General features: G+C 60.6%; 11 protein-coding genes. 1 reads left to right on the top strand and 10 read right to left on the bottom strand.

The window, feature by feature from the left end; translation table 11 throughout:
- From rhmD to RTE01_RS05375, 5 genes are all read right to left on the bottom strand, one after another.
- Positions 1 to 1,206, bottom strand: coding sequence for an L-rhamnonate dehydratase (gene rhmD, locus RTE01_RS05395; protein ID WP_041146541.1), 1,206 nt, complete (start codon positions 1,204 to 1,206; stop codon positions 1 to 3).
- Positions 1,207 to 1,219: 13 nt separating this feature from the next.
- Complete coding sequence (locus RTE01_RS05390) at positions 1,220 to 2,002, bottom strand: IclR family transcriptional regulator (RefSeq protein ID WP_134527144.1); 783 nt, start codon at positions 2,000 to 2,002, stop codon at positions 1,220 to 1,222.
- A gap of 204 nt (positions 2,003 to 2,206) precedes the next feature.
- Positions 2,207 to 3,403 (bottom strand): nicotinamide mononucleotide deamidase-related protein YfaY, encoded by a 1,197-nt coding sequence (locus tag RTE01_RS05385; protein ID WP_041146543.1) that lies wholly within the window; start codon positions 3,401 to 3,403, stop codon positions 2,207 to 2,209.
- A 94-nt stretch (positions 3,404 to 3,497) separates the two neighbouring features.
- Positions 3,498 to 4,040 carry a YfaZ family outer membrane protein gene (locus tag RTE01_RS05380; protein ID WP_041146544.1) on the bottom strand — a complete coding sequence of 181 codons (543 nt, stop codon included), beginning with the start codon at positions 4,038 to 4,040 and terminating at the stop codon, positions 3,498 to 3,500.
- A gap of 310 nt (positions 4,041 to 4,350) precedes the next feature.
- Positions 4,351 to 5,319: an Rpn family recombination-promoting nuclease/putative transposase gene (locus tag RTE01_RS05375; protein WP_134527147.1), complete on the bottom strand. Its 969-nt coding sequence runs from the start codon at positions 5,317 to 5,319 to the stop codon at positions 4,351 to 4,353.
- Positions 5,320 to 5,455: 136 nt separating this feature from the next.
- Here RTE01_RS05375 and nudI point away from each other — a divergent pair, with 136 nt between their 5' ends.
- Positions 5,456 to 5,881 (top strand): nucleoside triphosphatase NudI, encoded by a 426-nt coding sequence (gene nudI, locus RTE01_RS05370; RefSeq protein ID WP_134527150.1) that lies wholly within the window; start codon positions 5,456 to 5,458, stop codon positions 5,879 to 5,881.
- 199 nt (positions 5,882 to 6,080) lie between these two features.
- Here the strand turns inward: nudI and menE are convergent, their stop codons facing one another.
- The 5 genes from menE to menD are packed head-to-tail and all read right to left on the bottom strand — an operon-like array spanning position 6,081 to position 11,716.
- Positions 6,081 to 7,457: an o-succinylbenzoate--CoA ligase gene (gene menE, locus RTE01_RS05365; protein ID WP_134527153.1), complete on the bottom strand. Its 1,377-nt coding sequence runs from the start codon at positions 7,455 to 7,457 to the stop codon at positions 6,081 to 6,083.
- Positions 7,454 to 8,419 (bottom strand): o-succinylbenzoate synthase, encoded by a 966-nt coding sequence (gene menC, locus RTE01_RS05360; protein ID WP_134527156.1) that lies wholly within the window; start codon positions 8,417 to 8,419, stop codon positions 7,454 to 7,456. Before menC ends, menE begins: the two co-directional genes overlap by 4 nt.
- Positions 8,419 to 9,276 carry a 1,4-dihydroxy-2-naphthoyl-CoA synthase gene (gene menB, locus RTE01_RS05355; RefSeq protein WP_041146549.1) on the bottom strand — a complete coding sequence of 286 codons (858 nt, stop codon included), beginning with the start codon at positions 9,274 to 9,276 and terminating at the stop codon, positions 8,419 to 8,421. The genes menC and menB overlap by 1 nt, the downstream gene beginning before the upstream one ends.
- 14 nt (positions 9,277 to 9,290) lie before the next feature.
- Positions 9,291 to 10,049, bottom strand: coding sequence for a 2-succinyl-6-hydroxy-2,4-cyclohexadiene-1-carboxylate synthase (menH, locus tag RTE01_RS05350; RefSeq protein ID WP_141334769.1), 759 nt, complete (start codon positions 10,047 to 10,049; stop codon positions 9,291 to 9,293).
- Entirely contained in the window at positions 10,046 to 11,716 is a 1,671-nt protein-coding gene (menD, locus tag RTE01_RS05345; protein WP_134527159.1) for a 2-succinyl-5-enolpyruvyl-6-hydroxy-3-cyclohexene-1-carboxylic-acid synthase, read from the bottom strand. Before menD ends, menH begins: the two co-directional genes overlap by 4 nt.
- Positions 11,717 to 11,740: the final 24 nt, after the last annotated feature.

Genomic DNA, 11,740 nt, shown 5'->3' with positions numbered 1-11,740 from the left:
TCAGTGGCTATAGGGGCGCTTAAGATGACAGTCGCGATTCAGCTCAACGCCAAAGCCCGGTTTATCGAGCACGGATTTATGGATCCGCCCGTTCTGCGGCACCGGCTCGCCCAGCAGGATCGGGTCAAACTGAGGACGCAGCGTGGCGCAGTCCGGGCTGGTCATCAGGAACTCGCTAAACGGGGTGTTGGTGAAGGTAATCACCGCATGGTGTGAATAGACCGACGAGCCGTGCGGCACCACCAGCTGACCGCGCGCCTTGGCGATCGCCGCGATCTCGACCAGGGTGGTTAACCCGCCGCACCAGCCGACGTCGGGTTGCATAATATCGATGCCGGTTTCCGACAGCGTACGGAAAGATTGCAGCGTGCCGTGGTGCTCGCCGCTGGTGACCATCATCCCGGCAGGGGCACTGCGCTTGAGTTCGCGATAGCCTTCGTACTGCTGCGGCGGTAAGCACTCTTCAATCCACTTGAGGTTATATGGCGCGCAGGCGTGAGCCAGCTTAATGGCGTAATTCACATCCTGGCTCATCCAGCAATCAAGCATCAGCCAGAAATCCGCGCCGCATTTCTCGCGATATTCCGCAACCATGGCGGCGTCTTTGCGGATCCCGGCGTCGCCGTCGTGCGGCCCCCAGTGCGTCGGCATTTTGCCACCGATAAAACCCATTTCCTGCGCCAGATCCGGCCGCGCACCGGTGGCATAGAACTGAATCTCATCTCGAACCGCACCGCCCAGCAGCTTGTAAACCGGCAGGCCAACCACTTTGCCGAACAGATCCCACAGCGCCAGGTCGATACAGGAAATTGTATTCAGCACCAGACCGCCGGAGCCAGAGTAGAACAGGGTGGCATTGAGCATCCGATCGTGAATCAGCTTAATATCGCTGACGCATTTTCCCTCAACGAAGCGGCTGAGGTGCTTTTCGACAATAAAGCAGCCCATTTCTCCCGCCGTGGTTACCGCGAAGCCGGTCTGGCCGCTATCGGCCTCCACTTCAACAATCAGCGTGCCCAGCACGTTAATGCCGAACGACTGGCGGGACTGTTCATACTCGGCATATTTGCTCATCGGAGTCGCGATATGATCGTCAATCCAGTGGTTTGCGCCCTGATCGTGGTAGTCGCCGCCGCCGGCGCCCTTTTCCGCGGTCGCGCCGCCGATAAACCACGCGCGGATGTGTTTAATTTTCGGTAGGGTCATGATGTTCTCCTTGTTATGAAGCTCGTCGCTCGAAGGGGCTTTTCCACCCCAGCAAACGGGAAATATCTTTGGCACAGGCAATCGCCTTACCGGCAAGGTAATCACGATTATCTTCATTGATTTGCAAACGCGTCCCCACCACCGAGATCGCGGCGGTGAGATCGTTATTGGCGTTAAAGACCGGCGCGGCGACGCAGCGAACGTCGAGGTAATCCTCGCCGTTATCAAAGCTCCAGCCTCTGGCGCGAATGAGCTCCAGCTCCTCGTGAAGCCGCTGGGCAGTGGTGATGGTGGTCGGCGTAGAGCGCTCCCACCGCAGTTCGCCGATGATGGCGTGCTGTATATGCGCGGGCTGCCAGGCCAGCAGGCATTTGCCAATGCCGGAGCGGTAGAGCGAGAGGCTTTTCCCCTCGTGCGAGCGGACGCTGATCGTCGCCGGAGATTCAACTTTCAGAATGTAGTAGGCGTTACCCTGATCGATGATCCCCAGATGGCAAAGCAGCCCGCATTCGTCCATGAGCTGAGTCAGCCGCGGCCGCGCCAGCTCGCGGAGATCCATTTTGCTTACGGCGTGCCCGGCCAGCTCCACCAGCTTGGTCCACAGGCAGTAGTTATCCTGATTATCCATACTGAGGAAACGCTGCTTTCTCAGCTCGCCCAGCAGCAGATAGGTGGTGCTTTTCGGAATACCGAGTTCGTCAATAATCGTCGCCGCGCCGCAGGGGCCAATGCGGGCGATGAGATTGAGAATATCGATGGCGCGGGTCAGCGCCGGGACCTTGCTTGATTCCAACATACTGGACTCCAATCCTGAATACTGGAATCAGTGTTGCGATTGTCAGGGGGGAAAATTGTGAGCGGCCTCAAATCACGGCGTTATTCCAGCGGGGTGGACATTTCGCAGCGTATAAATGGGGGATAGCGCACAGAATATTTAAAAATAAGTACAGCGGGCTGGACTGAAAACGCACCGGGAGGGGTTCCCGGCGCGATTGGCGGCTTAGATCGACAGCGTTTCGACCACGTTAATCCAGCCGTGATCGCCGGCTACCGGCTGGCCGTTCAGCCAGCGGCGCAGCATATTCAGGGCCATCATCGCGCAAACCTCCTGGCGGACCTGCAGGCTGTAGCGGGTGACGCTGAGCTTAACCCGCAGCGCGTGGGTGCCTTCCGGGGTGGAGAGCACGAAGTTGAGGTAATCGGCTTCCTGGCCGCAGACCGCCAGCGCCAGGCCGGCAAAATGCTTCACCCGCCGCTCTGACGTCCAGCGGGCCGACTGTGCCAGCGTCTCCTCCTGCGCGGGGACCACTTCGCTCGCCAGCAGCGGAGCGCTGGCGCGGGAGAGCTGGAGCGACAGCAGGCCGCTGGTAAACTGCTCGCTGAGGGTCAGGCTCAGCTGCCGCTCCTGCAGGCGGCGCGCAATCTGCGCAGGCAGCCCTTCGGTGCCTTCAAAAATCAGGTTCTCGCCGGCAACTTTTTGCACTTCTGGCCATAGCGCCAGCATCGCGTCGCGCTGTTCAGCAGGACCGGTGAGTTTCAGCTCAATAATCGGCATCGAAGAACGGTAGCCCATTACCACGCCAGGCGGCAGCGGCAGCGGATTGAGGCTTTGCGCCAGGTCGCTTTCTGAACGACCAAAGGTGGTCAGGCGCAGGCACAGCGGCGGCTCAGACAGCGGGAAGCGTTCGCGCAGGCGGGGTAAAATCTCCTGCTCAACCATCACCTTAAATTCCGACGGCACGCCGGGGGTAAAAAACATCAGACAGCGGTTGAGCTGAACGGCAAAACCGCAGGCGGTACCCACCGGGTTGTTGATCATCTCCGCGCTGGCGGGGATTTCCGCCTGCTTGCGGTTGCTTTCCGCCATCGGTCGTCCGCGCTCGGCAAAGAAACGCGTCATCGTCTCCAGCCATCCGGCGTGCAGAATTAACGACTCGCCTTTAGCGGTTGCCGCGGCCAGCGCGCTGAGATCGTCGCTGGTCGGGCCCAGGCCGCCGTTGACGATCAGCACGTCCGCATGTTCGCTGCGCTCGCGTAAAATAGCGATCAGAGAATCAAGATCGTCACCGACGGTGTTGCGACGCGTTAAAGGCAATCCCTGATTAAAAAAGAAATCCGCCAGCCACGCGGCATTGGTATCGACGATTTGCCCATGCAGCACTTCGTCGCCGGTGGACAGCATTTCCACGTTTAACATTGTGAACTCCAGCCTGATAAGTGGAAATACTATAACGCAAAGGTGCGGGCTGGGTAGACAGGAAATCGGCGCGGCATGATACCGCGCCCGGGGATCAGAAGCTGGCGCTGACGCCGACGTACGGGCCATCGGCAATGGTATTATCTTTGTTACCGTCTTTACCTGCCAGGTTCAGATAGCGATAGCCGGCTTCAATGCTCAGAGGACGCATAACCGTCCAGCTCGCGCCGGCGTTAGCTTCCTGATAGCTCTGGATGCCGCTGGAGAGGGAGTCCGGTGAATAGTAGTATTCGCCGAACAGGCGGAAGCTGTCGCCAATTTTCCACTGCAGGCCGCCGCCGACCGCTGCCGCATACCCTTCGTCACCGCTTTTCGGATTGGTATATACGCCTTTGCCACCCACCGTTGCCAGGAATGGCCCCAGAGGAATGTTTAAACCCAGCCCTAAACCTGCCGCGTCGCCGTCGTTGTCGCTGTGCATCCAGTTGCCGGTTACCGCCAGTCCGCTTGATTCGGTACCAAAACCCACGCCAAGGTTGGTGTAGTGCTCACCGGCCTGCCCGGTGACGCTGATAGCGTTTGCCGCCGTAGAGACCAACGCCAGGCCGGCAAAGCCGATTAATATGCATTTTTTCATTTTTTACTCTATCCAGAAATCAAGAATCAAAGAAGTCCCAAAAACCGCAGAATTGTACTGCCGAATGCTGAGGAATCAATGTCCTAAAATGACCTTTATTGTTGGGATTGTAAGCAGTTGCTACCGGAACGCAGGATTTGCCCGGTCGCTGCGCCGCCATCAGCGCTGGCGAGGGGAAGATATCTGGTAAAAAGAGGCGTTTTGCGCACCGTGGTGGCGCATCGTCGGGCGTCCGCGCCGGGTATCGGCAAAAAATAGCGGCGTAAAAAAAGCGGTAGCCGTTCGGCCGCCGCGTTGTGAGAATTATGCGCTAGTGCTTAAGCTGCGCCAGGCGCTGCAGGGACAGGCCGGTCAGCTCGGCGACCAGAGGCAATTCAAGTCCGCAGTCGATCATCGCCAGCGCAATACGCTCGGCGGCCTTTTGTTCACCTTCCTGTCGGCCTTTTTCTATTCCTGCCTCCAGTCCTGCCTCAAGCCCTTGCTGCCTTCCCTGCTGCATCCCTTCCTGACGACCGCAGTCTTCCAGGAACTGAGCAATATTCATGAGCGCCTCCTTATGCGGCTGTAGCGGCACGCTTTGCGCCAGCTGACGCAGAAATGCCACGGGATCGGCGGTACTCCCCGCCTGGAGTATATAGTGCAACAGCGTCTGCAGCTGTCTTTCGCCAGTGTATCCCAGCGCTAATAAGCTGACCACCTGTGCCTGAAGCTCCATCAGATCCCGCTGTCGAATGTGTTTTTGCAGCAGCTCCAGCATGGCCACGCGTCGATGCTGCAGCAGCTCGCTATCCGGGATAGTCGTCACATCCACCAGCGGGAAGGGCTGGCTATAGAGCTTTTCGGCTATCTCTGGCTGTGAGAAGCCGTCCAGCCAGCGCATCGAGTGCGGCCAGGGGCTCGCCTTACCGTGATAGAAAAGCAGCGGGATCACCAGCGGCAGCTGCTGCTGGCCTTTATCGAGATGACGCTGCATCGCCGCCACGGCGTAGCGCATTAAACGAAAGGCCATATGCCGATCCGCAGAGCTTTGATGCTCAATCAGCAGATAGATATACCCTTCGCCAGTCCGGGTCTGCACGGAATAGAGAATATCCGAGTGGCTTGCGCGTAAATCGTCGTCAATAAAGCTGCCGGATTCCAGATGCAGGGTCTGCAGGTCGCACAGCTCGCGTAAGTTTTCCGGCAGATGAATCAGTAAAAAATCCGCCGCCGTCGCCCGGTCCGACAGCAGGCTCTTAAACACGGCATCATGCGGGAAGTGCGCTGTCGCCCGGCTCATGCTGACCTCCTGTCCGTCATTTCAACCCACCCTACCAGCGCCAACGCCGGGCGCGCGTTTTCGCTTGCGGTTTACCGAGGCGGCTCGCAAACTGGCAGCCAGATGCTTTGCTAACCGTTTATTCAAAGGAGATACCATGCGCCAAAGGACTATTGTCTGCCCGCTGATTCAACATGATGGACACTATCTGCTCTGCAGGATGGCCGACGATCGCGGCGTTTTTCCCGGCCAGTGGGCGCTTTCCGGCGGCGGCGTGGAGCCTGGCGAGCGAATTGAGGACGCCCTGAGGCGTGAAATTCGTGAAGAGCTGGGTGAAGCCCTGCAGCTGAGGAGCATTACGCCCTGGACCTTCAGCGACGACGTGCGGGTCAAAACCTATAGCGACGGCCGGCAGGAGGAGATCTACATGATCTACCTGATTTTCGATTGCGTCAGCGCCAACCGCGAAGTCACCATTAACGAAGAGTTTCAGGATTATGCGTGGGTCAGCGTCGAGGATTTGCCGCGCTACGATCTGAACGTCGCCACGCGCAAGACCCTGGCGCTGAAGGGGCTGCTCTGATTTTTAACCCGCGGTCAGATAGCGGATTCCGCACCGCCGGGCTGAGGATGACTTAGCCCGAGCAATGCGCTACCGCGAACTTTGCCGATTAAAGTTCGCCCTGATGAGTATTAGCGGCATCGCTGTCATCATAAAAACGTATTCAATCTCTTCATCAAAAGATGATTCAAAGGTTCACTAGCGATAGCTATCCGCCGCTCTAAGCGCAATCGTCCCGATGCGCGTTGACCCACTCGCGTAACGCCCGACGCGAAATCTTTATGCCGCCGGTTTTCAGCACTTCGGGCAGCGCCAGCCAACGTACCGGCTGCTGAAAGCGCGCCAGCTTATTCTCGACCCAGGCCGCTAAAGCGGCCATGTCGCACCGTTCATCGCCTTCGACCACCGCCACCGGACGCTGGCCAAACTCGGCATCATCCAACGGCACGATGAACACCTGGCGAACCTGCGGATGAGCCATAATCACCCGTTCAACCTCTTCCGGCTGGATCCCCTCACCGCCGCTGAAAAAGAGATTATCCAGACGCCCAAGGATGGTCAGCCTACCGTTACGCAGCTCGCCGCGATCGCGCGTGGCAAACCAGCCCTGCTCGTTAACCAGCGGCACCAGCCCGCCGTCGCGCCAGTAGCCCGCCGCCATGCTGGCCCCGCGCAGCCAAACCTCGCCGTCGACAATTTTCAGCTCCCGCTGGGGCAACGGCTGTCCAACATCCGCCTCGCCGTCGGCCTCTTTGGCGCACACCGTCGAGGCAAATTCGGTCAGGCCATACCCGCACCAGCTGCGAATACCTTTCTCCCGGGCCTGCTCGGTCAGTTCGACGGGGATCGCCGCCCCGCCCAGAAGAACGGCCTTCAGCGATACCTGCGCATCGCCGTTGAGCAGCCGCCACAGCTGCGTTGGCACCAGAGACGCGTGGCTGCAGCCCTGCAGAGCCTGTTCTAACGGCCGCTTTTCCCGCACCGTCAGACGCGATCCGGCCAGCAGCCAGCGCCAGAGAATTCCCTGTCCCGAGACGTGAAAAAGCGGCAGGGAAAGCAGCCAGTCGTCGTCGGCGGCTAGCGGGATCATCGCCAGCACCCCTTGTGCGCTGGCAAGATGAGCGCGGAAAGTATGCACCGCGGCCTTCGGTAACCCGGTAGATCCTGAGGTCAGCGTCATCGACGCCAGACGATCTTCGCTCCAGGCCAGGCTGCGTTCTCCGGCATCGGCGCGCATAACCAGCGGCGAATAGCCGAGGGCAGCATTATCCTCGCCGCTAAGCGCCAGCAGATGGTGCACATCGAGAGACGGCAGCAGCTGCGCCAGCATTGCCGACGGCAGCTGCGGATTAAGCGGCAGCACCCTGGCACCGCACTGCAGCAGCGCCAGCCAGGCCAGCAGCGCCGCCGGCTGGTTGTGGGCCCGCAGAATAACGCCATCGCCCTCACCTACGCCCTGAGCGACAAACCCTGCCGTCAGCGCGTCAACCCGGTCGCACAGCTGCTGCCAGGTCAGGCTATCGTCGTTCAGCCGCAGAGCAAACGCCTCGCCCCGCCGCTGACGCCAGTGGTGCCACGGCCAGTCGCGAAAGATCACAGCAGCGGCTCCAGCGCATCCGTTGACAGGCACGGCAGCGTGCTTTCAGGCCACAGGCGCACCAGCTGGGACTGCATCAGCGCCAGCGTATCGAGGCCCGGAATGGTCTGCGGCGTCAGCCAGGCCGCAATACGCGCCAGCTGTGTCAGCCCAAGGCTCGACTCAATCGAGGAGCTGATGACCGCCGTCAGCCCCAGAGCGTGGGCGGCGGCAACCTGCTCCTGCACTTTTTGCAGGCTACCGGTAAGGGTTGGCTTAATCACCACCGCCCCAACTCCCGCCTCGGCCTGCAGGCAAAAATCGGCTTCACGCAGGCTCTCATCCCAGGCAATGGTAATGCCGGTTTCTTGCGCAAAAGCGCGGGAATCAGCCCGGGTTTTGCACGGTTCCTCGAGGAAAGCAATGCGATCGCGATACTGCGGATCCACGTATTTTGCGAACTGCTGCGCTTTCAGCGGCGTCCAGGCACGGTTAGCGTCCAGACGCAGCCGCAGCTCGGGGATAGCCTCCAGCAGCAGATTCACAACCATGCCGTCGCGTACGGCCTCATACAGGCCCACTTTGACCTTGGCGACCTTCTCGCCCGGCATCGCCGCGAGCCTGGCAAACAGCTCGTCCGGATCGCCGGTGCACAGCGGCGCGGCGCGATAATCTGCCGCCTGCGGCAGCTGCTCATTCAGCTCGGCCAGCGCACAGCTGACCCCGAACGCCGCACAGGGCTGCGGAGGAAAAGGAAGATCCTGTCCCTGACGCCAGGCCGTCGCCCACGCCAGCAGCGCAGCCTGCGCCTCTTCGAGAGTTTCTTCGCTAAATCCCGGCAGAGGAGAAACCTCCCCCCAGCCTTCGCGCTCGCCCTCCTGGAGATGGACGAACAGCCCGTCACGGGTTTTTAACCGCCGTTCGCGCAGAACCACGCCCGCGTCCATCGGTATCTGCCAGCGGTAAACCTGCGCCCGGCGCATTACGGATTCCGTTTAAATTTGCTGAAGTCCGGCTGACGCTTCTGATTAAATGCGTTGCGCCCTTCCTGACCCTCTTCGGTCATGTAGAACAGCATGGTGGCATTACCCGCCAGCTCCTGCAGACCCGCCTGACCATCGCAGTCGGCATTCAGTGCCGCCTTCAGGCAGCGCAGAGCCATTGGGCTGTTTTGCAGCATTTCACGACACCAGCGAACGGTCTCTTTTTCCAGATCGGCCAGCGGGACAACGGTGTTGACCAGCCCCATATCCAGCGCCTGCTGCGCGTCGTACTGGCGGCACAGGAACCAAATTTCGCGCGCTTTTTTCTGGCCAACGATGCGGGCCATATAGGCTGCGCCCCAGCCGCCGTCGAAGGAGCCGACTTTCGGCCCCGTCTGACCAAAGATGGCGTTTTCTGCCGCGATTGTCAGGTCGCACATCATATGCAGCACGTGGCCGCCGCCGATGGAGTAGCCGGCGACCATCGCGACGATCGGTTTCGGACAGGTGCGGATCTGACGCTGGAAATCGAGCACGTTCAGGTGATGCACGCCGGAATCGTCCTGATAGCCGCCGTAGTCGCCGCGCACCTTCTGGTCACCGCCGGCGCAGAACGCCAGGTCCCCTTCGCCGGTCAGGATAATGACGCCAATATTGTCGTCATAGCGGGCATCCGCCAGCGCCTGAATCATCTCTTTTACGGTCAGCGGACGGAATGCATTACGCACCTGTGGGCGGTTAATGGTGATTTTAGCAATACCGTCCGTCGATTTTTGGTAACGAATATCGGTATAGCCTTCGGAACAATCGTGCCATTCAACAGGGGCGTAGAGCATGGCTTCATCAAGAGAGATCATAGAATGTCCTTTAGTTAACTTGCTAAAAACTGCGCCAGGCAGGCGGTTACCGCGGCGGGATTTTCCCGATGCGCGTTGTGCCCGGCATGATGAATAACGTGTATCGTCGCGGCGAGATCGCTGGCTATCGCGCGGAATTTGTCATCGCGCGCGCCGCAAAGATAGTGAAAAGGAATGCGGCAGGCACGCAGCGCCGGGCGCAGATCGGGCTGGACCGCCAGCGACGTCGCCTCCAGCATGGCGGCCAGATTGGCGCCATGGTTGCAGCTGCGTAGCGCGATTAAGTCCGCCCGCTGCTGCGCATCCAGTGAGGCGAAAACCGGCTGCTGGTACCAGTCTGCAAAGACCTGGGGCAGCGGTTCGTGACGAAAGCGTTCGGCCCAGGCCGCATCGCTGCGCCGACGCTGCAGGCGCTCGCTATCGTCAACAAGTCCCGGATGACCGCCCTCCACGACCAGCCCGCACAGACCGTCGCGCGGCTGGCTGGCAAAGGCCATCGCGATGCGGCCGCCGAGGGAGTAGCCAATCAGCCAGTAGTTAAGGATGCTGTAACTATCCAGCGTCTCCTGCAGCAGCCGGCAGACATCGGCAAAATCACCGACCTGAATATCGCGGGAACCGCCGTGGCCTGGCAGGTCGATATAGAGCCGCGAACGGGAGCTAAACGCCTCCCCGACCGGCTGCCATTCGCGACTGTCGCCCGAAAAACCGTGTAAAAAAATCAGCCAGGGTTGATGGGCCTGGCCGCGCTCGCACTCGGCGTGCAAACTCATAGACGACTCACCTGCGCCAGCAGCTGCTGCAAAGTATGGGTGCCGTCGGTTTCGTTCACCGCCAGCTCAATCACGGTCGCGCCAGGCGTCCGCCACGCGCCGGACAGCGCCGTCTCCAGCTCGTCCCAGCTGCCCGGGCGGTGGTAGCCGAGATCGAACATCGCCGCGGCATGCCCGAAGTTGACATCCTGCGGCATTAAATAAAACTGGCGCCTTTCTTCCTGCGGCGTCGGCAGCAGAGAGAAGATCTGCCCGCCGTTGTTGTTGACAATAATCAGCACCAGCGGCGCCGAGGCATGGCGCAGCAGCGCCAGCGAATTCAGATCGTAGAGCGCAGAAAGATCGCCAACGATCGCCAGCAGAGGGCGGGCGCTGGCCCGCTGCACGCCGGCGGCGGTTGCCAGCAGGCCGTCAATGCCGCTGGCGCCCCGGTTGCTGTAGACCGGATATCCCGCCGGCAGCTGCGAGAGCGCGTCAATTAAGCGCACCACCAGGCTATTGCCGACGAACAGCTGTCCCTGATCCGGCAGATAGCGATGAATGCGGTGGGCGAGCTGGGCCTCGCCAAAGCGCTCGCTGCATTCGACCGTCGCCTGCCAGGCCTGCTCGGCAAGAACCGGCAGCGTCGTCGCCCAGGGCTGACGTTTTTCCGCCGGATGCAGCTCAAGCCACTCCCCCACCGGGCAGACCAGACGGCGGCCGCGGTGCTGGGCCGGATCTAAACGGCCGGGTAAATTATCGACCAGCCAGTACTCCTCGGGCTCGCAGGTCGCCTGCCACTGCAGAAGACGTTTTCCGGTCAGGCTGCTGCCCAGCTGGACGACGATTTGCGCCTGCTCCAGCTCGCTGACCGCTTTACCGTTACCCAACCATAAATCGGCGCAGGGCAGCGGCTGCCCGGTTTGCGAAAGCACGTCGCCAATCAGCGGCCAGCCGAGCATTTTCGCCCACGCGGCGGCCTGTACTCCTTCGGCGGCGCTCATGCGCCCGGCAATCACCACGCCGCGCTTTTGTCGCCAGAAAAACCAGTCGCGCTGCTTTTCGCTACCGAGATGCAGCGACTGACGCAGCCAGGGCGTATCGCTCTGCCACCACTCCCCGAGCTGCTGCTGCCAGCTCACGCCGGTATCGTCCATATCGCCATACAGCGGCTCGGCAAACGGACAGTTAATATGCACGCCGCCAGAATGCAGCGCACCCAGCGCCTGGTCGATGGTTGAGACCAGCCAGCGCGCGGGAATATCCTGCGAAGGACGCGGCAAAGAGAGGGTTTCGGACGGGTGCGATGCGAACATGCCCGGCTGACGGATAGCCTGATTGACGCCGCAGTCGATAAGCTCCGGCGGCCGGTCGGCGGTAAGCAGAATCAGCTTTTCGCCGGTCAGCCCGGCTTCAATCAGCGCCGGATAGAGATTGGCCGTGGCGGTACCGGAGGTGACGATGACCGCCACCGGCTGCCGGCTGGCCTTAGCCAGCCCCAGCGCCAGGTGGCCAAGCCCGCGTTCGTCAAAATGAGTATGGGGAATCAATGCGCGGTTTTCCGCGGCTGCCAGCGTTAAGGGCGTCGAGCGCGACCCCGGCGCAATGCAAATATGCTGCACGCCGTGGCGGGTTAATGCTTCAAGGATCACCGCCGCCCAGCGTCGGTTAAATGCGCTTACTGACATGAAATTGTCCGATATCAAATATTG

This window comes from Klebsiella terrigena, from assembly GCF_006539725.1.
GTDB classification, from domain to species: domain Bacteria; phylum Pseudomonadota; class Gammaproteobacteria; order Enterobacterales; family Enterobacteriaceae; genus Klebsiella; species Klebsiella terrigena.
This window is presented reverse-complemented; position numbering and strand designations above follow the sequence as displayed.

Excerpts from the sequence above, each read along its gene's own strand:
- rhmD (WP_041146541.1), bottom strand. The coding sequence starts at position 1,206 with ATGACCCTACCGAAAATTAAACACATCCGCGCGTGGTTTATCGGCGGC.
- RTE01_RS05390 (WP_134527144.1), bottom strand. The coding sequence starts at position 2,002 with ATGTTGGAATCAAGCAAGGTCCCGGCGCTGACCCGCGCCATCGATATT.
- RTE01_RS05385 (WP_041146543.1), bottom strand. The coding sequence starts at position 3,403 with ATGTTAAACGTGGAAATGCTGTCCACCGGCGACGAAGTGCTGCATGGG.
- RTE01_RS05380 (WP_041146544.1), bottom strand. The coding sequence starts at position 4,040 with ATGAAAAAATGCATATTAATCGGCTTTGCCGGCCTGGCGTTGGTCTCT.
- RTE01_RS05375 (WP_134527147.1), bottom strand. The coding sequence starts at position 5,319 with ATGAGCCGGGCGACAGCGCACTTCCCGCATGATGCCGTGTTTAAGAGC.
- nudI (WP_134527150.1), top strand. The coding sequence starts at position 5,456 with ATGCGCCAAAGGACTATTGTCTGCCCGCTGATTCAACATGATGGACAC.
- menC (WP_134527156.1), bottom strand. The coding sequence starts at position 8,419 with ATGCGCCGGGCGCAGGTTTACCGCTGGCAGATACCGATGGACGCGGGC.
- menB (WP_041146549.1), bottom strand. The coding sequence starts at position 9,276 with ATGATCTCTCTTGATGAAGCCATGCTCTACGCCCCTGTTGAATGGCAC.
- menH (WP_141334769.1), bottom strand. The coding sequence starts at position 10,049 with ATGAGTTTGCACGCCGAGTGCGAGCGCGGCCAGGCCCATCAACCCTGG.
- menD (WP_134527159.1), bottom strand. The coding sequence starts at position 11,716 with ATGTCAGTAAGCGCATTTAACCGACGCTGGGCGGCGGTGATCCTTGAA.